Annotated in this window: 17 protein-coding genes, 1 pseudogene and 1 CRISPR repeat array; of the genes and pseudogenes, 16 read left to right on the forward strand and 2 right to left on the reverse strand. The window is 53.4% G+C overall.

Going from position 1 to position 20,393, the window contains the following annotated elements; genetic code table 11:
* Positions 1–9 precede the first annotated feature (9 nt).
* The 10 genes from hemW (MKX63_RS18470) to MKX63_RS18515 are packed head-to-tail and all read left to right on the forward strand — an operon-like array spanning position 10 to position 11,228.
* Positions 10–1,377: a radical SAM family heme chaperone HemW gene (hemW, locus tag MKX63_RS18470; protein ID WP_341019135.1), complete on the forward strand. Its 1,368-nt coding sequence runs from the start codon at positions 10–12 to the stop codon at positions 1,375–1,377.
* 14 nt (positions 1,378–1,391) lie between these two features.
* The gene (locus MKX63_RS18475) at positions 1,392–1,709 is read left to right on the forward strand and encodes a carboxymuconolactone decarboxylase family protein (RefSeq protein WP_341019136.1); all 318 of its coding nucleotides are present in this window, start codon (positions 1,392–1,394) and stop codon (positions 1,707–1,709) included.
* Positions 1,699–3,081, forward strand: a complete 1,383-nt coding sequence (gene hemW, locus MKX63_RS18480) for a radical SAM family heme chaperone HemW (protein ID WP_341019137.1) — start codon at positions 1,699–1,701, stop codon at positions 3,079–3,081. Before MKX63_RS18475 ends, hemW (MKX63_RS18480) begins: the two co-directional genes overlap by 11 nt.
* Positions 3,078–4,517, forward strand: a complete 1,440-nt coding sequence (locus MKX63_RS18485; protein WP_341019138.1) for a U32 family peptidase — start codon at positions 3,078–3,080, stop codon at positions 4,515–4,517. Before hemW (MKX63_RS18480) ends, MKX63_RS18485 begins: the two co-directional genes overlap by 4 nt.
* Entirely contained in the window at positions 4,514–5,710 is a 1,197-nt protein-coding gene (locus MKX63_RS18490; RefSeq protein WP_341019139.1) for a flavodoxin family protein, read from the forward strand. The genes MKX63_RS18485 and MKX63_RS18490 overlap by 4 nt, the downstream gene beginning before the upstream one ends.
* Before the next feature lie 39 nt (positions 5,711–5,749).
* Entirely contained in the window at positions 5,750–6,508 is a 759-nt protein-coding gene (locus tag MKX63_RS18495; RefSeq protein ID WP_341019140.1) for an alpha/beta fold hydrolase, read from the forward strand.
* A 2-nt stretch (positions 6,509–6,510) separates the two neighbouring features.
* On the forward strand, positions 6,511–7,794 hold the full coding sequence (locus MKX63_RS18500) for a B12-binding domain-containing radical SAM protein (RefSeq protein ID WP_341019141.1): 1,284 nt from the start codon (positions 6,511–6,513) through the stop codon (positions 7,792–7,794).
* Positions 7,795–7,817: 23 nt separating this feature from the next.
* Positions 7,818–9,104: a B12-binding domain-containing radical SAM protein gene (locus MKX63_RS18505; RefSeq protein ID WP_341019142.1), complete on the forward strand. Its 1,287-nt coding sequence runs from the start codon at positions 7,818–7,820 to the stop codon at positions 9,102–9,104.
* A 4-nt stretch (positions 9,105–9,108) separates the two neighbouring features.
* Positions 9,109–10,407, forward strand: coding sequence for a radical SAM family heme chaperone HemW (gene hemW, locus MKX63_RS18510; RefSeq protein ID WP_341019144.1), 1,299 nt, complete (start codon positions 9,109–9,111; stop codon positions 10,405–10,407).
* Between the two features lie 14 nt (positions 10,408–10,421).
* Positions 10,422–11,228 (forward strand): hypothetical protein, encoded by an 807-nt coding sequence (locus MKX63_RS18515; protein ID WP_341019145.1) that lies wholly within the window; start codon positions 10,422–10,424, stop codon positions 11,226–11,228.
* Positions 11,229–12,912: 1,684 nt separating this feature from the next.
* Positions 12,913–13,671: a CRISPR direct-repeat array (repeat unit 32 nt; unit sequence GTCGCACTCCGTGTGAGTGCGTGGATTGAAAT).
* Between the two features lie 119 nt (positions 13,672–13,790).
* Here the strand turns inward: MKX63_RS18515 and MKX63_RS18520 are convergent.
* Entirely contained in the window at positions 13,791–14,729 is a 939-nt protein-coding gene (locus tag MKX63_RS18520; RefSeq protein WP_341019147.1) for a ketopantoate reductase family protein, read from the reverse strand.
* A 147-nt stretch (positions 14,730–14,876) separates the two neighbouring features.
* On the opposite strand from MKX63_RS18520, the gene MKX63_RS18525 reads away from it, so the two are divergent.
* From MKX63_RS18525 to MKX63_RS18545, 5 genes and pseudogenes are all read left to right on the forward strand, one after another.
* Positions 14,877–15,428 carry a TetR/AcrR family transcriptional regulator gene (locus MKX63_RS18525; protein WP_341019148.1) on the forward strand — a complete coding sequence of 184 codons (552 nt, stop codon included), beginning with the start codon at positions 14,877–14,879 and terminating at the stop codon, positions 15,426–15,428.
* Positions 15,429–15,744: 316 nt separating this feature from the next.
* Positions 15,745–15,888 (forward strand): annotated as a pseudogene (locus MKX63_RS18530) (VOC family protein); the annotation flags it as partial.
* Between the two features lie 85 nt (positions 15,889–15,973).
* Positions 15,974–16,432, forward strand: a complete 459-nt coding sequence (locus tag MKX63_RS18535) for a RidA family protein (RefSeq protein ID WP_341019150.1) — start codon at positions 15,974–15,976, stop codon at positions 16,430–16,432.
* A 12-nt stretch (positions 16,433–16,444) separates the two neighbouring features.
* A complete protein-coding gene (locus tag MKX63_RS18540; protein ID WP_341019151.1) occupies positions 16,445–16,888 on the forward strand; it encodes a GNAT family N-acetyltransferase in 444 nt (147 codons plus the stop codon).
* A gap of 51 nt (positions 16,889–16,939) precedes the next feature.
* Positions 16,940–17,317 (forward strand): VOC family protein, encoded by a 378-nt coding sequence (locus tag MKX63_RS18545; RefSeq protein ID WP_341019152.1) that lies wholly within the window; start codon positions 16,940–16,942, stop codon positions 17,315–17,317.
* Here the strand turns inward: MKX63_RS18545 and pyk are convergent.
* Positions 17,314–18,744, reverse strand: coding sequence for a pyruvate kinase (pyk, locus tag MKX63_RS18550; protein WP_341019154.1), 1,431 nt, complete (start codon positions 18,742–18,744; stop codon positions 17,314–17,316). The two genes, MKX63_RS18545 and pyk, sit on opposite strands and share 4 nt — an antisense overlap.
* Before the next feature lie 139 nt (positions 18,745–18,883).
* On the opposite strand from pyk, the gene MKX63_RS18555 reads away from it, so the two are divergent.
* On the forward strand, positions 18,884–19,786 hold the full coding sequence (locus tag MKX63_RS18555; RefSeq protein ID WP_341019156.1) for a LysR family transcriptional regulator: 903 nt from the start codon (positions 18,884–18,886) through the stop codon (positions 19,784–19,786).
* Positions 19,787–20,393 lie beyond the last annotated feature (607 nt).

The following is a 20,393-nucleotide window of genomic DNA, read 5'->3' on the forward strand; positions in this document are numbered from 1 at the left end:
CTGCTCCAGATGAATAGAGCGAAGTCATACGTTGAAATGTTCAAGGAGAGAGATTCGATCTGCGTCTCGCATTATCCGGTGCCTGTCTCACAGCACACAGAGCCTGAGGTCCGGGCGTTTATGGAGCTGGATCAGGTGAATACCAAGGATACACCGGTAGCGCTGTATCTGCATATTCCCTTTTGCGATGCCACCTGCTCGTTCTGCCCGTTCAACCGTTATCTGAAGCGGCAGGATCAGGTGGACCGCTACCTGGCTGCTGTCCGGCAGGAGATGGACAGCTATGCAGCTACGCCGTTTGGCAGCAGCATTACGGTCTCGTCCATTAATCTCGGCGGCGGAACCCCCTCCTGCCTGTCCTCGGAAGAGCTGACCGGACTCCTGCAATATATGAAGCAGTCGTTCCGTGTGGAAGAGGATGCCATGATCTTCATCGAAGGCAACCCCCGGAACTTCACCGCCGGCAAGCTGGAGACGTTGGCCTTGCAGGGGCTGAACCGGATCAGTGTAGGCGTGCAGACCTTCCAGGAGGAGCTGGCCGAGGTGTTAGGGCTGTATCACAGTGTCGAGGATTCGTTCGAGTTAGTGAAGAATGCGCGTAACAACGGAATTGAGAATGTTGGCATTGACCTGATGTACAATCTGCCGGGCCAGACCCTGGATCAATGGCGGGCGGATATCCTTACCTCCATTGAGCAGGAGATTGACCATATCTGCGTGCTTTCCTTCTGTGTGGTGCCTCATACCCAGATCGCCTCGCGTATAGCGGAAGGGAAGATTCCGGGCATCGGGGATGTCTACCGGGAGATCGAGCTGTATACCATCGCTAAAGAGATGCTGCTGGAAGCCGGGTATGAGCAGTACAGCGTCATCGATTTCGCCAAGCCGGGCAAGACGGACCGGCATGCCACCCTGTACTTCTCGGAGCAGTCGCATATGATCGGGATCGGCGCGGCCGCTTTTGGCATCATCAACGGCTATATGTATATCAATAGCGGCAACCTGAATGAATATATGACCCGTGTGCAGGACGGGCTGCTGCCGGTCAATTGCGGGGAGAAGGCGGATGAGCGGGAGCTGGCGCACGGGGCCATGGCTAAGGGTCTGCGGATGCTGTCCGTTAACCGTGCCGGGTTCGTGAAGATGTTCGGGCAGGAGCCGGAGCAGCTGTTCCCGGAGACGATAGAGCGTTTGGTGCAGGACGGACTGCTAATTCAGGATGCGGAAGGGATTCGGCTGACTGAGGACGGCATTGTGTGGGGCAACAATGTGAGCAAGCAATTTTTCTCCGCAAAATATGCGGATTACGGGCTGGAGCACCGGATGAAGCTGGCCAAGGGACGTCCGGTGCAATCGGTACAGTCGGTACAATCATAAGGAGGGTATAGCTGATGAGCGAGATGTTGATGAGAGTTAATCCGCAGGTTGGGAACGCTTTTGAGAGCATGTGCAAGGCGATTGAGGACACGGGGACACTTGACCCCAAGGTGCGGGAATTGATCCGGCTGGCTTGCGTGGTTACAGACCGTTCTACCTATGGCATCCGGCTGCATGCAATGAAGGCTTATGAGCTGGGGGCGAGCGCGGAGGAAGTGACGGAGACGGTGATGAATTGTCTGCCGGTGGCAGGCATTGAGGCGGTCTCCTCGGGCCTTGCTGCGGCATTGTCGGCCGTGGAAGCCAAGCGGGGTGTTCATCATGGCCGTTAAGACCACAACCCACGAATCCTTCTATAACGTATATCCCCACAGAGATCCTATCTGTGTGTCCCACTATCCCAACCCTGTGACCGAGGTTCTCCCGGCTGATATTTACGGAACGATGGGCCTGGGCGGCCAGCCGCCGGCGGATAATGTGGGTGCAGTCTATGTGCATGTTCCCTTCTGCGCCTCCGTCTGCATCTTCTGCCCCTTCAATAAGATGGCCTATCAGGAAAAGCAGGTGGAGCAGTACATGGAGGCCGTCAAGGCCGAAATCGGCATTTATGCCTCTTCTCCGTATGGTTCGCAGTCCGCGATCAGCGCGGTGACGTTCGGGGGCGGTACGCCTTCGGCTCTGTCGGCTGAACGGATGGTGGAGATGCTGAAGAGCGTCCAGGCGAATTACCGGGTGACGCCGGATGCGCAGATTTCTTTTGAAGGCAGCCCGGCAACCTTGACGCTTGCGAAAATGCAGGCCATCCGCGCCCAGGGGGCGAACCGGATCAGCATCGGCATCCAGACCTTCAACGATAAGATGGGACATCATCTGCGGATGAGCCATGATTCCCGGCGGGCCTTCGAGGTGCTGGAGGAAGCGAAGGAAGCAGGCTTCGAGAATATTGGCATCGATCTGATGTATAACCTGCCTGAGCAGACCATGGAGGAGTGGCTGGAAGATGTCCGTACGGCGGTGCGGCTCGGCATCGACCATATCACGGTATTCTCTCTGTGTGTAGTACCCTTTACTGCCCTGTTCAAAATGATCAAGGAAGGCAAGATTCCGCCTACCGGCAGCGTTGAGCTGGAAGTGGATATGTATCTGGAAGCCAAGCGGCTGCTCCAGGAAGAGGGCTATGTCCAGTACAGCGTGTGGGATTTCGCCAAGCCGGGCTTCGAGGACCGGCATGTTCTCTTGTACTATACCCAGCAGAAGGATCTGTTCGCGCACGGTCCGGCGGCCTTCGGGTACGTCAACAAGCTGATGTATATCAACCAGGGGGATATCCAGGAGTACAGCGACCGGCTCCAGCAGCAGTTCCTGTCCGTCTTCATCGCCAGCCAGGCGGATGATCTGGAAGCGATGCACGGGATGATGGCCAAGGGTCTGCGGATGCTGTCGGTGAAGCGGAAGGATTTCGCGGGAATGTTCGGATATCAGCCGGAAGAGGTCTTCGGTCAGACGATCGATGAACTGGTAGCCAAAGGCCTGCTGGAAACGGATGAGCATGAGATCCGCCTGTCGGCGAGAGGCATTGTCTGGGGCAACAATGTCTGCAAGGAATTCTTCTCGGAAGCGAACCAGCAGACCTTCGAGAGCCGTGTGAAGCTGGCACGCGGACAAAAACCGGCTGAGGCTGCCGGAGAGGAGCTGAAGGGATGAAGCTGTCTGTCGGCACGAACTTTGATGACCGGTTGCCCATCCTGCTGAAGGATTCGCATGTGGATGTCTTCTACGGCAAGCTGTCCTCTGATCTGGTGGGCGGCGGAAGACCGACCTTTGCACTGCCAACCATAGACCGGGTGAGGGTGGAGGAGCATGTGAAGCTCCTGCATGCTTACGGGTTCAAGTTCAATTATCTGCTGAATGCGACCTGTCTGGATAACCTGGAGACCACGAAGGATTTCCATTACCGCCTGCGCGAGCTGCTGGAGTGGATCGGCACGCTGCAGCCGGAATATGTGACGGTATCGCTCCCGATGCTAATTGATATGGTGCGCACCGCGCTGCCGGATGTGAAGATCAGCCTGTCTACCTTTGCCAATGTGAACACGCTGAGACAAGCCCGGTATTTCGAGGAAAAAGGCGTCAGCGAGATTACCCTGCCCGAGAGCCGCAACCGTGACTTCGCCTTCCTGGAGAGCCTGCGCAAGAATACCCGCTGCGACTATCAGCTCATTGCGACCAATGACTGTATGCTGGATTGCCCGATGCGCCAGAATCATGCGAATTTTCAGAGCCATGCCTCACAGTGCAACCATGTGACCGACGGCTTCGCGCTGGATTATTATATGCTTCGCTGCACGGAGCGTAAGCTCCAGCACCCGGAGGAGCTGCTGAAGTCGCAGTGGATTCGCCCGGAGGATATGTATATCTATGAAGAGCTGGGCTATCACAAGTTCAAGCTGACCGAGCGGATGAAGACCACGGAGAAGATTGCGGCAACTGCGCAGTCCTACTCCGAGCGGAAGTATGAGGGGAACCTGCTTAGCCTGCTCAATTCGCGGATGGCGGAGGCTGACTTCGAAATGCCGAACTTCTCCAAGAACATCAAGGAGGATTTCGCACCGTCTGACAAAATGAGACAGGTCTACCGCCTGCTGTTCAGCTTCCAGGCCAGCATCGACAACGAGAGTCTGGAAGGGTTCCTGGAGGGCTTCCGCTCGAAGCGCTGCGACCGGATGGACTGTGACAAATGCGGCTACTGTGCCGAATGGGCCAGCCGGACGGTATCCATGGCGAAGCCCGGGGACGAGGCGCTGAAGGAATTCGAGCAGCTGTTCGCGGCGCTGGCTTCGGGAAGCTTCTTCGAATCGGCGGCCGGAGCGAAGGCGGTCTGGAGTGCGGAAGGGGAGAGTCTTCTGGAAGCGGTCATTGGGCGCAAGCCCGAGTTCATCCGCGATATGGCCGGGCCTGAGATCCGTAAGAAGTCCGAGGAGCTGGCAGCGGCGCGCGGAAGTGCCCAGGTCTTAAGGCAGGATGTGGCTAAAGCGAACGTACTGTGTACCCCGGCGGACTTCCGGATGTTCGCGCTTAGCGATCTGCGGGCACTGGGCTTCGATACGGCTGAGCTGGACTTAGAGGAGGCAGCCGGATGAAGAAGATCATCGGGCTGGCCGGGTCAATGAAGAAGCATCACAGCTCCAGCGAATATCTGCTCTCCGTTGCGCTTGAAGCCGCAGCGGAGCAGGGGGTGCAGACGGAGCTGCTGCGGCTGAATGATTACAACATTCTGCCCTGTGACGGCTGCGGCAATTGCATGAACGGCAAGCACTGCCACCTGCTGAAGGACCCGGAGGACCAGTTGACGGAGCTGTACGACAAGCTGAAGGAGGCGGACGGGTTCGTCTTCGCCTCACCTGTCTATGCGCTCTCGCTTCCGGCCGTCTGGAAGAACTGGATCGACCGCTGCGAGCCGTGCAGCGACGAGGATCTGGACTTCGAATACTACAATTATGACCGGGTAGCCGGAGTGAAGGGCAAAGCGTTCAAGGGCAAGGTAGCCGGACAGATTGTGGTTGCAGCGGGACCGGGGCATGAATGGGCGCTGGCCTCGCTGATGCCTTGCTTCACAGCGATCAAGCTGTCGATGATTGCCAGCGCGGGCATCAGCCTGATTGAATATGACGGGCAACCGGGCATACGCAAGCGCTCCTGGAGCAAGCCGATTGAAGAAGCGGAGGAGGCGAAGCTGATGGCCCGGGCGGTCGGGATGCGGGTGGCCTCCTCCTTGGGCTTCTCTTACTTCGACCTTCCCGGGCAGTCGGGGGCAGGGCAAGGGCAGGGAAGCGGGGGGCAGGATGCTATGGAGCAGGGCCAGGAACCTATGGAGCAGAGTCTGGAACGCGGGGGGCAGGCTGAAGTCTGGTCTGCCTTCACTGTGCAGGACGTCCGGGATGAGGAGGTTACGCTCGGTGAACTGGCTTCGATTCAGCCAAGGATCTTCGTCATCGGCGATCAGCAGGCCAGCCTCCGCTGCGCGCCGCTGCTGGAACGGCTGGCGCAGCAGTTCGGCGGGAGCGCCGACTGTGCGTTAATTGCAAGAGTAGGGCAGCTGCCCCACTTCATCACGCATGAATTCGTGAAGGAGAAGACAAGCCAGACCGTTCCCGGCTTCGCGCTGTATTATGACTGGGAGGATAAGCTGGCCTCGCGCTGCACCCTGGCGCCCGGACAGCCGGCCATTCTGGTAGGCCGAAGCCCCGGGGAATGGCGGTTGTTCGCAGTGGATGAAGCAGACGGCCGGGACATAGACCGGGTCGTGGACTATCTGGAGGAAGCTGTCGTATGAGCAGCCCGGCCGGGAAGTTCAAGGGAGGAACCAAATTACATGTTGAAGACTAAAGGGATACCTTTACATTGCAGTATTCAGGGCAACGGGGAAGCTGTCCTGTGCCTGCACGGCAACCGGGACTCTTCGCTCGTCTTCCGGGATCTGGCCATGGCGCTTGCGCCTCATTATCAGGTGCTGTGCGCGGACTTGCGTGCACACGGCCAGTCGGAATACGACGGTCCGGCCTTCACCCTGGAGGACATGGCCGATGATATTCTCAGGCTGCTGGATGAGCAGGGGCTGAAGCAGGTCTCGATTATCGGGCATTCCCTGGGCAGCACGCTTGCGCTGCTGCTCTCCGCACGTGAGCCGGACCGGGTGAAGAAGCTGGTATTGATGGGGGCTGCCGCCACCTTCGCGGTTCCGTTCAAGCGGCCGGAGCACGGGGCAGAGATCACGCCGGAGGCTGTGCGGCAGACGAATGCGGCGGCGGTTCCGTATTTTTTCACCGAGGGGCATGAAGCGGTTCAGCAGCAGATTCTGGAGGGCTGGTCCCGGCTGCCTGCCGCGACCCACCGTCTGATGATTCAGATTAAGCATCCCGACCTGCGGCCGGTTCTTCAGGGCATCCGGCAGAGATCGCTGATTATTACCGGGGAAGCGGACCGGATTACGCCGCTGCACAAGGCGCTGGAGCTGAACCGGTATTTGCCGGATTCCCGGATGCATACGGTTCCAGGCGCCGGGCACTTTATGTTTCTTGAGGCGGGCGGGGATGTAGCTGCGGCCACGCTCACTTTTCTTAAGGGGGAGTGAGCATGGGCAGAGTGCTGCTGATCTCGGCGAATACGGAGAAGCGGCCGCCTGTATTCCCGCTGGGTCTTAGCTATATTCACGCCAGTCTTGTCGCTTCCGGCTGGGAGGCAGGCATGCTGGACATGACCCAACTGGAGTATACCCGGGAGGCTGTTACGAATTACCTTAATGCGTACGCGCCCGATTACATCGGGGTCTCGATCCGTAACCTGGATAATTGCTGCATGCAGTATCCCCGGAGCTTCGTGGATCAGGTCTGCTTGATGGTGGATTGGGTGCGGGAATGGAATAGCAGGGCCAGTATCATTCTGGGAGGAGCGGGCTTCTCGCTCCTGCCCAGGCAGTGGCTGCAGGAGACGGGAGCCGATTACGGCATTGTCGGTGACGGCTGTGACAGTATCGTAGAGCTGCTGGGCCAGCTGGAAGCGGGGCAGGTGCCGTCCGCAGTAAACGGACTCATGTTCAGGACAAGGGCCGGAGAATGGAATTACTGGCCGCCGTATGCGCCTGAGCAGCTGGATCAGGAGTATTTCCCCAGCCGCAGCGGATTTCTGCACAGCTATGATGTGGAGCGAAGGGTCCGATACAATGTATTGACCAAAAGGGGCTGTGCGCTAAGCTGCACCTATTGTGCTTACCCGTCACTGGAGGGCCGGTCCGTCCGCCTGCGGTCACCGAAGAGGGTGGCCGATGAGATTGAGCAGATGGTGGTGCAGTATGACATCGGTTCTTTTGATTTCGTGGACAGTGTGTTCAACTATCCGCTGGAGCATGCCGAAGAGATCTGCCGGGAGCTGATCGGGCGGACGTTACCGTTAGCCTGGGGCTGCTTCCTGAATCCGCGCTTCTTCACGGAAGCATTCGCCGGTCTGCTTAAGCAGGCCGGGTGTACGGAGGTGGAGTTCGGCATTGATTCCGGCAGCGATATCTGCCTCAGATCGTTCAAGAAAAATTTCCGGCAGGGCGAGATCCGCAAGGTGGTCCAGCTCTGCCGCAGCCAGGAGCTGGACTTCAGCTTCTGCCTCCTGATCGGGGGACCGGAGGAGACACCGGAGACGCTGCGCGAGACACTGGATCTGATGGAGGAGCTTGCGGTGCAGCGCATCTTCGGCTTGTTCGGCATCCGTATTCTGCCGTCCACCGATATGTACAGCTATGTGGGTTCGCCGGAGCCGGATGAGCTGCTGCATCCGAAGTTCTTCATGTCCCCGCAGCTGAGTCTGGAGCAGGCGAACCGCATCTGTGCTCCGTACCGGGAGCGTAACCCGGACTGGATGTTCATTTGAAGGAAGACAGGGTGGAGTGAAGCATGAGAATACTGGTAGTGTCTACGAATACCCTGCTCCGACCGATGCCAGTTCTTCCTGTCGGCGCGGGGATGGTCTACTCAGCCCTCACGGCTGCCGGATTTAGCACCCGTTTTCTGGATCTGGCCTTCGTAGCTGAACCGCTGGAGGCGCTTCGCGAGGAGCTGCGGGTCACCGGAGCGGATCTGATCTGCCTCTCGGTGCGCAACATCGATAATCAGGTGATTCAGCAGCCGGAGAGCTATCTCTCTTTCTTACAGGAAGTCATGCAGGTATGCCGTACTTGCAGTTCAGCCAAGGTACTGCTTGGCGGGGCTGCAATGCTGGTGATGCCCGGCGAGCTGGTGAAGGAGCTGGGGGCGGACTACGGAATCAAGGGGAGTGGAGGCGAAGCGGAAGCAGTGCGGCTGGCCCGTGAGATGGAACAGGGGCAGGCCCCGGAGACAGGTACGGTACGTAATGCAGATCCCGCCTATCATCCGGTGTACAGCCGTGTTCCGCCGAAGTCGCTGTTCGCTCCACAGTATTTTATCCCGAACCCCCGCATCAAAAAAGCCTCGATGGGCTATCAGGCCTCCAGAGGGTGCAGCCGGCACTGCATTTATTGCTCGGAGGGCTACATGAATGCCGGCGCCTGCCGGATTCCTGCGGAGCAGTTCAGCGAAGATATGAAGATCCTGGAGAATGACTATCAGGTGCGTAGTATCACTTTTGTAGACGGGGTGTTCAATCATGAGGTGGAGGAGACGGTGGAGTTCTGCAACCTGATCGGCCGTACCAGCCCCTCGCTGGAATGGAGCTGCGCTCTGACTCCGGCCCATATTACCGAGGACCTGATCCGCTCGCTGAAGGAGAACGGCTGCCGCTTCGTGGACATCGGGGCCGATTCGGGCTCGCGGCAAATGCTCCGGCGGATGGGCAAGCAGTTCACCCCGGAGCAGTTAGTTGAACTGGGACACCTGCTGGAGCGATATCAGCTCCCCTACTCCGTATCGCTGCTGTTCGGCGGTCCTGGGGAGAATGAAGAGACGGTGCAGGAGACGGTGCAGGTGGTCAATCAGCTGAATCCTGTCTATATTCTGGCCAGCCAAGGCATCCGTGTCTACCCTCATACGTCGCTGTATCATGTTGCGCTGCAGGAGCAGGTGATCCGGGCAGAGGATAACTTGCTTTTTCCGGCCTATTACCAGTCCAAGGATTACAGTGCTGATCTGCTCACCGATGCTCTGTCCGCATCACGCCACATCTATAAGGATATGCTTATGAATTCAATTGGAGGAAGGACTTGATCGAATGAACAAGCCTGTATACCCGTTCCGGGAGATCGGGATAGGGCATTATCCCATGGGAAACACTCCGGTGTCGCCAGAGGACAGCGCACGGCTGCCGTCTCTCATGAACTTGAATCAAGCCGCGGCAAGCTCCAAGCTGGTCTATGTACATATTCCCTTCTGCGATTCCATCTGCCCGTTCTGCCCGTACCCCAAGGCGTTCAACGAGCAGGGTGCCCGCAAGGATTATCTGGCTGCGCTGTTCCGCGAGCTGGAGATGTACGGGATGACGCCGCAGATCCGCAATTGCTCGGTAGAAGCGCTCTATATCGGCGGCGGGACGCCGAGTGTGCTGGACGAGGAAGAGATCACCGCACTCTTCGAGCAGCTACAAGCCACATTGCCTATGCACCATATCGAAGAAATCACGTTCGAGGGCAATCCCGCCTCGTTCACCGCTGCCAAGCTGAAGCTGCTTCAGGCGCTCGGCGTGAACCGGATCAGTCTCGGGGTGCAGACGTTCAACGATGAGCTGGGCAGACGCCTCGGACTGCTTCAGACCGGTGAGGATTCCCTGCGGGCAATTCAGAATTCCAGAGAGGCGGGCATCGCGAACGTCAGCCTGGATCTGATGTACAATCTGCCGGGCCAGACGATGGAGGAATGGCTTGCGGATCTGGCGAAGGTAGTGGAGCTGGACATCGGCCATGTCACACTATTTCCGCTGAAGATCATTCCCGGCTTCGGTCTGGCTAAGCGCATTGCCAGCGGCGAGCTTCCGGCCTGCGGCGGACTTGAGCTGGAACAGCAGATGTATGTGGAGGCTTGCTGTTACCTGGAATCGCAGGGCTACTCGGTGGAATCGACGTATGATTTCGTCCGGCCGGGAGGCCACCATGTGTATAGCCGCAAGCATTTCGACGATTATCTGGACCTGCTCTCGGTGGGGCTGGGGGCATTCGGCGATGTGGGCGGATATGCCTACCAGAATGTGAAGTTACTCCCTGAATATGTGAAAAAGATTACATCCGGCGACCTCCCCATTGCTTTAGGCTACGAAGTGAAGGCAGAGGATCTGCCCAACCAGTTCCTGGCCATGGGCCTGCGCCGTACAGCGATTGACCGCCAGCAGTTCCGCCGCAAATTCGGCGTTTACCCGGAGGAGCACTTCCCGGAGCTGTTCGACAAATTCGTGAAGGAAGGGCTGGTCGAAATCCGCGAGGACACGATTGCGCTCACGCGTTTTCATGGGCTGTTCTGGGGCAACAATGTATGTAAGGAGTTCTGCGAGGAGCAGATCAAGATGGCTTTTCCAAAATGATGGAGGGTACTGAAATGAACAGTAAAGTGAGTAAAAATGTCTTCTACGGCGATCTTCAGGAGGCCGGGAAGTTCGGTGAGCTGGAGCAGCGTCTCATGGGCGAGTCGAACCTGCCGGGACCCCGGGCGAATCTGGGCGCAGCTTCCACCTTCGCGGATGCTTTCGCGTCGGATTGGGTGGCCAGCGAAGCCTGGGAGCTGCTTATGGAGTGGACGGGTAAGACGGAAGCAGAAGCGCCTACGGATGATCCCCGCGAGTTCCTGCCGTTCTGCGCGCTCCAGGCGATGGGCAGCTACTACCGCTATGCGGAGCCTGCCCGTCAGGAGATTATTCTGGAGCGCTGCCGGGCGGCGATGAATGATGCCCGCTGGCGGATGCGCGAGGCGGCAGCGATGGCGCTGCAGCGCATCGGGGAGCAGGACTTCGGGGTGCTCCGCGCACTGTTCGACGGCATGAAGGGCACAGCCAACGCACTGGAGCAGCGCGCCTTCGTCGCTGCCCTGGCCCACCCGCCGATGCTGAAGGAGCAGGCCAATGTCCTGTATGCGCTGGAGCTGTCTGATGAGATCCTGGACCAGATTGCCGCCAGACAGACCCGCTACGCTGCGGAAGAGTTCCGCGTGCTGTCCAAGGGTCTGGAATATGCGCTCAGCGTCTTCGTGGAACGCGCCCCCGAGCAAGGCTTCCGCATGCTCGCCAAGTTCGCTGTGACGGACGATAAACGCATGCAAAAGATCGTAAAGTCCAACCTCGGCAAAGCCCGTCTGGCCAAAAAATTCAGCCAGGACGTGGAGCGTATTCAGGTGTTGATGAATGCTTGATGGGGGCGAGCGCGGCTGACAGCCCGTGCTTGAATGGACGGGCACGGCTGCTTGGCGGTGAGCTTGGAGGGGCGGCTACTCGCTGCTGCGTCTGGGGGGAGTGAGGCTGCCTACCAGGGCTTGGAGTAATAGGCCAGGCTGGCTAGTTGGCGGTGTGTCTGCGGAGAGAGCAAGTCTGCTTGCCGTCCGACTGGGGAGCAGGGCAAGAACACTTGCTGTCCTGCCTTGGGGAGAGTAATCTGCTTTCCAGTGCGGCAGGGCGGGAGTCAGACTGCTCGCTATTGCGCCTGTGGTTTGCTGAGCAGTCTATCGACTTTCGCGCCTGGAAGCCTGCGAACCCGCCTCGCCATCCCATGCTGCCTCTCCATGCTCCTTCGCGGACCAGGATTCCGTTATTTTCAAACAAACCTTGTTTTTTACTGCTTGGCGGACTGTGGTGCGCTTATTGTCTCTCTGCGAGGCGTTTTCAGGTGGTATAACCATCAATAACGGCCCTGGAGTCCGCGAATGCTGGAAAAGTTGGGCTTTTCGCGAAACAAGGGCCTCTGAGTCCACTTGGTACTGGGAGAGAGCACCACACTGAGGTCTTAGTCAAGTAAAAGTAACATAGATAGCCGGCCTGCATCCTGAGTATGCGGTCTGGCTTATTTGGAGTGTGTTTAAATACCCCGGTCGATACCATGTTGAGACAATATTTCGCACTTGGAAGCCCGCGAACCCATCTGGTCACCCAAGTCTGCCCCTCCATACTCCTTCGCGGACCTGAGGGCCGTTATTTTTAAACAAACCTTGTTTTTTGTGGCTAGGCGGACTGTGGTGCGCTTATTGTCTCTCTGCGAGGCGTTTTCAGGTGGAACAACCATCAATAACGGTCCTGGAGTCCGCGAATGCTGGAAAAATTGGGTTTTTCGCGAAATAAGGGCCTCTAAGTCCACTTGGTACTGGGAGAGAGCACCACGCTGAGGTCTTAGTCAAGTAAAAGTAACATAGATAGCCGGCCTGCATACTGAGTATGCGGTCTGGCTTATTTGGAGTGTGTTTAAATACCCCGGCGGATAACGTGTTGAGACAATATTTCGCACTTGGAAGCCCGCGAACCCATCTGGTCACCCAAGTCTGCCCCTCCATGCTCCTTCGCGGACCAGGATTCCGTTATTTTCAAACAAACCTTGTTTTTTACTGCTTGGCGGACTGTGGTGCGCTTATTGTCTCTCTGCGAGGCGTTTTCAGGTGGTATAACCATCAATAACGGCCCTGGAGTTCGCGAATGCTGGAAAAGTTGGGTTTTTCGCGAAATAAGGGCCTCTGAGTCCACTTGGTACTGGGAGAGAGCACCACGCTGAGGTCTTAGTCAAGTAAAAGTAACATAGATAGCCGGCCTGCATACTGAGTATGCGGTCTGGCTTATTTGGAGTGTGTTTAAATACCCCGGCGGATAACGTGTTGAGACAATTTAGGATTATGCAGAATATGGCCGAAGAGGTACAATAGAAACAAAGAGCCGGTGCGAATGCCAAGCTTCCATGAAATCCCCGGGGGTTTCGCACCTCAGAATTTGTCGAAACTCTCAGCAATCGAGGGAATACTTGAAAGGTCAAGCGTGGACAGATATCTTTTCGAGAATGGAACAAAGGAAGTTATAGTGTATGTATACGGAAACAGCATAGGTTATGCTGTTTCCGCTGTCGCACTCCGTGTGAGTGCGTGGATTGAAATGTAGATTCTGAGTTGCACATCAGATTTATTACGTCGCACTCCGTGTGAGTGCGTGGATTGAAATTTTGAAACAGAAGCAGTATTTATGTGTGCTGCTATGGTCGCACTCCGTGTGAGTGCGTGGATTGAAATGATTGAATTCAATGGTAATTGATATCCCTTAACAGTGTCGCACTCCGTGTGAGTGCGTGGATTGAAATCTACGGGTGAATCAGATAGTTATATCTGTGAAAGTCGCACTCCGTGTGAGTGCGTGGATTGAAATTTGATGGATGTTTTAGAGTTGGCGCAGGGAATCGGTCGCACTCCGTGTGAGTGCGTGGATTGAAATCGGATGATCCAGACAATCCCGGAAGGAATGGGGCAGTCGCACTCCGTGTGAGTGCGTGGATTGAAATAATCGGCACACATACGATGCGGAAGACCTTCGGGTCGCACTCCGTGTGAGTGCGTGGATTGAAATCCGCAGCTTGGACATTTCCTCTGCTTGCTGCTGGGCGTCGCACTCTGTGTGAGTGCGTGGATTGAAATATGTATGTGACCAGTCCGGGGTTTTGGCTGCTGGTCGCACTCCATGTGAGTGCGTGGATTGAAATTTGAGCTGCATCATGAACAGCCATATTGTTTGCGTCGCACTCTATGTGAGTGCGTGGATTGAAATTTAGCTCCTTTACTATTAACGTGAACTTCTAGCGGTCGCACTCTGTGTGAGTGCGTAGATTGAAATTTATAAACAAAGTATATAGAGTGGAGGTTAAAGCATTCGTACTCCGTGTGAGTGCGTAATTGAAATGCACCAAAAAGGCCGACCGCTATGCGACCGACCAAAGGGATCTTAAATCCTTCCTATCTTGATACGCCTGCTTTGTATTGCTCAGAATTTTCCAGCGCCGCAGTAAGCCGCGGCAAAGCTATCCCCAACTTTTTCGCTTCCCGCACAACTTCAAGGATCGCAAAGCCTGCTTTACTATTGTTGTATTCCATGAAAAGCCGCGGCAAGCTGCCCTTTGCAAAAATCACCTTGTTAAACAGCGTGCCGAGAAGTGCTGGCGGGATCTTAGTCAACAGCAGAGAAGTCATATCAGCGTTTCCGCCTCTGGCTTTTATTACGGGGATAATTTCCCTCATATTCCTGCCAACATTTGCGAAGGAGTCGCTATCATTCATGAGTGCCGCAAAACTTCCCAGTCTCAACACCTCGGTTTCCATTGCTGCGTTCATCGCGAAGTGATTCCAGAGCCAGTTCTGCATATCCTTGATCCACTTAATTTTAAAATGGGCACTTTCAAATAGCTCTTTGACCTTGTTGTTAATAGGTTCGGTGCCTACCCGTGGCTGTTCCAGAAACAGCATTTTTAAAAAGCCGCCTCTAAGCCTGTTGTCCTCAATGCCGCCGCCGCCTCCGGGGAACCCAAAGACCACATTGTTCATAGACAGGGGTGAGATCGATGATTTCAAATCCTGCCAAAGGTTATTGAAGATTAGAACAGGTGTGTTTCCTGCATGAGTCGATAAAAGTTGTGCTGCTGCCGGAAGCTGCTCCGTGTTGACACTCACAATAATGAGATCATAATTTGGTCGAATCTCCTCATGCAGTTTGACGTTCCAGCTTTCTTTTATGAGCTGCTTCCCCTTTCGTGCGTCCCACATTTCAAGCTCAATGCTGCTGCCGAAGGTTTCTTTTCTCCCTTGTCTAACGTAGAACTCCACTGTATGTCCTGCCTGTTCAAAAGCCCAAGCATATTGGGCCGATATGACACCTCTGCCGAAAAATAAAATTCTCATATTAGCCTCCTGAGCCTATATATTAATCCTTGTTGATTATCCAACAACGTGTTGTATAATTTATTGTATAGATCCGCTATACAGCCATCAACCATCAGATTTTTAAGATCTGTTGTGTAATCGATGTACAGAAACCGGAGGCCAATAATGAAAAAGCAACCTGAACTTACGGATAAAACAAGGCAAACCTTTATCAATGTATTCTGCGATTTATATAGCCAGAAACCCATTGAAAAAATAACCATCCAAGAGATCGCGAAACGATCAGGATATAACCGCAGTACCTTTTATCAATACTTTACGGATATCTATGAATTGTTGGACTACGTGGAAGCGCGTGTCTTTACATCCATTAAAGAGGAAATGGCAACCAGAGAGTTCTCCACTCATTCTTTCCAAGACGCACTGCAATGCCTGGAAAATACAGAGGAAATTTCAGTACTGAAAGCCCTCTTGGGCGACTATGGTTCTATTCATTTTATCGAACGTCTGAAGAGAGAAATTTCCTTGGAGAAATTGATTGTCGACCTTCCGGCAAATGAAGCTTTAGCACCGTATATCATTGAGTTTTACATATCCACACTAATGTCGATGTTTCGCCTTTGGATACGCAATGACAAAGACCTGTCGTCGGAAGAATTGGTCAAGCTGGTAGATACTCTATTTACAAATGGGATCGGGACTACGGTGATTCCTTAATGTGTTAAGATACAACACTTCGGAACAACTGGAGGAATATAAGCGGCTACTGGCTGCTTCAAACATCGAATTTCCTATCAATCAGTTCAATCAACTGTGTGCAATTGCCTCACGATACTTAGGACTTAGATATATGAGTTGGAATTTAGGGGCTTGGGCCAGTGATTCGCGGGCTAAAGATGATTTAAGGAAATACTTAGACATGGTGACGGGAGCTTGAAGCTTCGAGCAGGTCATTACATCTCCATTATCTGGAGCCAAGGAGGAGAACTAACAAATGATTCAGTCCATTGTACATATTGCTCTGGTCGTAAACGATTATGATGAAGCCATTGAATTTGTTAGAGAGCCTCAAGATCAATCGTACGGAAAAGTAGCGGTCTTTAAAGATTTATACGGGAATTTATGGGAGCTGCTGGAGTTGAATGAGGATCATCCGATTGCTAAACGTGTAAGGTGATATCTCATGAATTTAAAACGAATGATTATAGGAATGGCATACCTTGCTATAATTCTTCCAAATCTGATGAGTTAGGAGATTGGAAATGACTGAACAAACAGTGGCTAGTAGAATAGCAACATTAGGAATCGTTATCCCCCATGCAAGCGAACCTGCAGCTAAGTACGCAAATTACGTAAAAGTAAACGGGTTATTGTTCGTTTCAGGCAAGGGGCCTGCTGGTACGCCCAAGGGCAAGTTAGGTCAGGAGTATACAACCGCAGAAGGTTATCAGTTTGCACGACAAACGGGGATTGAAATTTTGGCTGTACTACAAACAGCTTTAGATACACTGGATAAAGTGAAACGCGTGGTTAAAATTCAGGGCTTTGTTAATGCGGTCGCCAGTTTTGAAGAGCATCATAAAGTGCTTAATGGTTGTTCTGATCTGATGCTGGATGTTTTCGGAGAAAAAGGTATCCATGCCCGTTCAGTCTTTGGAGCTGTTTCGGTTAGAGACAATCTTCCCATTATCATTGATTCAATATTTGAGGTTGAGGAGTAAAGTACATTGTACATGGAAATTAAGATAAGAGAAATTATAGCAAACGATTATACTGAAGTTGTTTTCTTATGGAACAATGTACTTGGCGTTCATACTGTTACGGATGAGAACTTTCGCGTTAAGATGGAACAGATGAGAATGGCAGGCAATTACAAAACGTTTGTAGCGTTACTTGAGAACCATGTTGTTGGTTTTATATCTAGCGTTCATGCATTAGCTGTAGGGTCTGCGAATGATTATCTGCATATAACCGGACTTGCTGTACATAATGATTTTCAGCGACATAAGGTAGGCACTAAATTGTTAAGATACACTGAAAATTATGCGAAAGATTGCGGAATATCCAGCATAATTCTATGCACAGGGATGAAGCGAACCGGGGCTCATGCTTTCTATGAACAAAACGGCTATGACAAAGATTCATACTGCTTTGATAAGTTTATTAAACTTGACTAAAAAATAATAGTGGGCAGTCTATGACTTTGGTTTTTAGTGAGGACTGATAGCATGGTTAACGGGAAAATCTTAGGAATCGCATACAATGTAATTCCGGTTAAAAATATAAAAAAATCTGCAGAGTGGTTTGTCCATCACTTCGGCTTCAACATTAGAAACGATAGAGGAAACTACCTAAGCTTATTCCGGGATAACCGTCCAATCATTGATCTAATCGCATCTGATAATGACACAAGAGCAGTTTTTGAGGTGAATGGACGGCCACGGTGGGTTGTAACATTTTTTACAGATGATATTGACTCGTTGCATATGAGGCTAACATCTGAGGGAGTCACGGCTAGACCCGTTAGCAATGAAGGTGTTTACGCAAGTTTTTTGTTTTTGAGGATCTGGGTTAGTTGCAATACAGCGGACCCCGTTTTTATTTAATCCCCTTCCCCAACTCGATGAACCCGCAGCAGGTTAGTGGTTCCGGCAAAGCCTACAGTGACACCGGCGGTGATGAGCACCAAGTCGCCATTACGTACGTATCCGGCAGACCTCGCCAGTTCAACGGCAGCTTCTACGGCTGCATCAGTGCTGGAAGCAGATTCGTCGCGGAGCAGCGGAATTACACCCCATGTCAAGGAAAGGGCATGCAGCACGTTCTTCTTTGTGGATACGGCGATGACAGGTGCAGAGGGCTTGTGCTTGGCGATTATCCGGGCGGTAAAGCCGCTTTCGGTCAGGGCGAGAATAGCTTTGGCGGAGAGTGTGAGGGCAGTGCGGACAACAGATTCGCCGATGGCACCTGTTACGTTGACGGCAGCCTCATTACCCTTGCAGTTACAGCGGCCATAGCTCCCCAGGACGGACTCAGCGCGGGCTGCGATGCGGGCCATGGTCTCGACGGACTCCAGCGGGTATTTACCTGCGGCAGATTCACCAGACAGCATGACAGAATCGGTGCCATCAAAAATAGCGTTGGCGATGTCACTTGCTTCTGCACGGGTCGGACGCGGGTGCATCTGCATGGACTCCAGCATGTGGGTGGCGGTGATAACCGGTTTTCCGGCCAGGTTACACTTCTTGATCATGTCTTTTTGAACCAGTGGCACCTCCTCCACCGGCAAGTCCACGCCCAGATCTCCGCGCGCAACCATTAGTCCGTCGGCTACACTCAGGATGGCGTCCAAGTTCTCCAAACCCTCGTCATTTTCGATTTTTGCGATGACTTGAATATGGCTGGCCTTGTGTTTGCTGAGAATATGTTTAATTTCGAGAATGTCTGCAGCTTTGCGGACAAAGGATTGAGCAATGATGTCGATGTTCTGCTCAACGCCGAACTTGATGTGCAGGATGTCCTTCTCAGTTACGCCTGGAAGGCTGGTTTTGATGCCGGGAACGTTGACGCCCTTGCGTGGCTTCAGCTTGCCACCGTTCTTGACGAGGCAGGTGATCTCGGTACCTTCAGCCTTTACGACTTCCAAACGGATCAGACCGTCATCGATCAGGATGCTGCTGCCGGGCTTTACATCTTGGGGTAACTGCTTATAGGTGACTTGGATACGGTCCTTCGTGCCGAGCACATCCTCTGTGGTCAGAACCACGGTTTCTCCTGGTACCAATTCCAAGTAGTCCGAGGCCATTTTGCCGATACGAATCTCCGGACCTTTGATGTCGAGCAGGACGGCCACATATTGGTTTAGCTCCTTGGCTGCTTCCCGGATGTGGCGGATGCGTTCTGCGTGCTCCTCTAACTCACCGTGAGCTAAGTTCAGGCGGGCGACATTCATACCGGCTTGGATCAGTTTACGGAGCATTTCGGGGCTTTCGCTGGAGGGACCGATGGTACAGACGATTTTAGTTTTACTCATGAAATTTTCTCCTTCATCGATAAATTATTTACCCTTGTGAAAATTTTCCCTTATCCTTACAATAAAGCATAATGATTCATCAGAAAAATATATATAATTTCGTTCTTCATCAATTTTGATGTAGGAGGCAGGTTATCTTATGAATCTTCATGCCCTTAAAATTTTTCACACCATCTCTGAAAAAGGCGGAGTCACCCGCGCTGCGGAGGAATTACGGATCAGTCAGCCTGCGGTTACGGCCCAGGTCCGCAATCTGGAGAAGGAATTAGGCATTCAGCTGTTAGCCCCCAAGGGGCGTGGTATCTTAGTGACCGATGCGGGGCAGATGCTGGCCAGCCATGCCAAAAGATTGTTTGCATTGGAGCGTGAGCTGGATGAGGCAGTCCGTGAGTACAAGGCCGGGTTCAGCGGAATCCTGCGTATTGTCGCCACCTATCTGCCCGCTAATCTGCTGCTGCCGGAATGGCTGGCACTATACAAGCAAGAGCATCCTTCCGTGGAGGTGGTTTTGAATACTGCGAATTCTCGGGAAGCGGTGGAGGGGCTGCTACAGTACGATGCCGAGGTAGCTGTATACGGAGGCGGCTGGGAGGAGCAACCGGGCATTGAATGGGAGCAGCTTCTGGAGGATGAGCTCTGGTTCATCGTCCCGAAAAACCACCCATACGGCGGAATGGAAATTACTTTAGCGGAAATGATGAAGGTTCCCTTTATTCTGCGTGAAGAAGGCAGTTCAACCCGGGAGCGTCTCTTCTCGTTATGCAGGGCTTTGAACGTGAGTCCTCCCAAGGTGGGTCTACAATTTAATGGGGTGAACGAGATGGTGCGGGCCGTCATCGCGGGCTACGGAGCCATCTTCATCTCCTCCCTGGCGGTAAGGGACAATGTAGAGCGCGGAGAAGTGGAGCGCGTGATGGTTAACGGTACTTCGCTGTTAAATCCGATTGCCGTCTGTACCCGGAAGCATGAGGCATTGTCGCCAGCGGCGGCAGCATTTCTCTCACTGGTCCGGGAGCAGTCGAAAGGAGGGGCAAGGAATTAACTTTTCTGGTGGGCAAACCACACAATTGTCATTGGTCGATACAGTGTTGAGAGGTTTAGGATTGTGTAGAATTTAGGAGAAGAAGTAAAATAGAAACAAGAAGTGTTGCGAATGCCAAGCTCCCATGAAATCCCCGGGTCCTTCGTACCTCAGAATTTGTCGAATCCTTAAGAAATCAAGAGATACCTTGAAAAGTCAAAGGTAGACTTATACCTTCTTAAGAAATAAATTGGGAAGTGGATAGTGAATTGATACGGAGAAAGCATGAGTCATGCTATTTTCCGCTGTCGCACTCCGTGTAGAGTGCGTGGATTGAAATACTCTGGCGACTCTCTGTGCGCTTGTATCCGGCCCGTCGCACTCCGTTGGAGTGCGTGGATTGGAATAACAATGGAATGTGATGATTCGGATCGTCATGGCTGGCTACATTGCTATTTTTCTCTTAAAGTAGTCGCTGCTTCTCTACTACCTGTAGGAGCTCATCCGTTTGTATGGAAAGCGATATTGCGGTGTATGAATGACAGAAATAATCTTACTCACACCAGCGCCATGCTGACGGCAGAAGCCAAATTAAACTGCTTTAACGAGGCAAATCATACATATGGAG

This window comes from Paenibacillus sp. FSL R7-0179, from assembly GCF_038002265.1.
GTDB lineage: Bacteria > Bacillota > Bacilli > Paenibacillales > Paenibacillaceae > Paenibacillus_AQ.

Bases quoted from the DNA above. Each gene is read 5' to 3' on its own strand.
- MKX63_RS18475 (WP_341019136.1), top strand. From the start codon at position 1,392: ATGAGCGAGATGTTGATGAGAGTTAATCCGCAGGTTGGGAACGCTTTT.
- MKX63_RS18545 (WP_341019152.1), top strand. From the start codon at position 16,940: ATGGTTAACGGGAAAATCTTAGGAATCGCATACAATGTAATTCCGGTT.
- MKX63_RS18485 (WP_341019138.1), top strand. From the start codon at position 3,078: ATGAAGCTGTCTGTCGGCACGAACTTTGATGACCGGTTGCCCATCCTG.
- hemW (WP_341019135.1), top strand. From the start codon at position 10: ATGAATAGAGCGAAGTCATACGTTGAAATGTTCAAGGAGAGAGATTCG.
- hemW (WP_341019144.1), top strand. From the start codon at position 9,109: ATGAACAAGCCTGTATACCCGTTCCGGGAGATCGGGATAGGGCATTAT.
- MKX63_RS18505 (WP_341019142.1), top strand. From the start codon at position 7,818: ATGAGAATACTGGTAGTGTCTACGAATACCCTGCTCCGACCGATGCCA.
- MKX63_RS18500 (WP_341019141.1), top strand. From the start codon at position 6,511: ATGGGCAGAGTGCTGCTGATCTCGGCGAATACGGAGAAGCGGCCGCCT.
- MKX63_RS18535 (WP_341019150.1), top strand. From the start codon at position 15,974: ATGACTGAACAAACAGTGGCTAGTAGAATAGCAACATTAGGAATCGTT.
- MKX63_RS18540 (WP_341019151.1), top strand. From the start codon at position 16,445: ATGGAAATTAAGATAAGAGAAATTATAGCAAACGATTATACTGAAGTT.
- MKX63_RS18515 (WP_341019145.1), top strand. From the start codon at position 10,422: ATGAACAGTAAAGTGAGTAAAAATGTCTTCTACGGCGATCTTCAGGAG.
- MKX63_RS18490 (WP_341019139.1), top strand. From the start codon at position 4,514: ATGAAGAAGATCATCGGGCTGGCCGGGTCAATGAAGAAGCATCACAGC.
- MKX63_RS18525 (WP_341019148.1), top strand. From the start codon at position 14,877: ATGAAAAAGCAACCTGAACTTACGGATAAAACAAGGCAAACCTTTATC.
- MKX63_RS18555 (WP_341019156.1), top strand. From the start codon at position 18,884: ATGAATCTTCATGCCCTTAAAATTTTTCACACCATCTCTGAAAAAGGC.
- MKX63_RS18520 (WP_341019147.1), bottom strand. From the start codon at position 14,729: ATGAGAATTTTATTTTTCGGCAGAGGTGTCATATCGGCCCAATATGCT.
- MKX63_RS18495 (WP_341019140.1), top strand. From the start codon at position 5,750: ATGTTGAAGACTAAAGGGATACCTTTACATTGCAGTATTCAGGGCAAC.
- hemW (WP_341019137.1), top strand. From the start codon at position 1,699: ATGGCCGTTAAGACCACAACCCACGAATCCTTCTATAACGTATATCCC.
- pyk (WP_341019154.1), bottom strand. From the start codon at position 18,744: ATGAGTAAAACTAAAATCGTCTGTACCATCGGTCCCTCCAGCGAAAGC.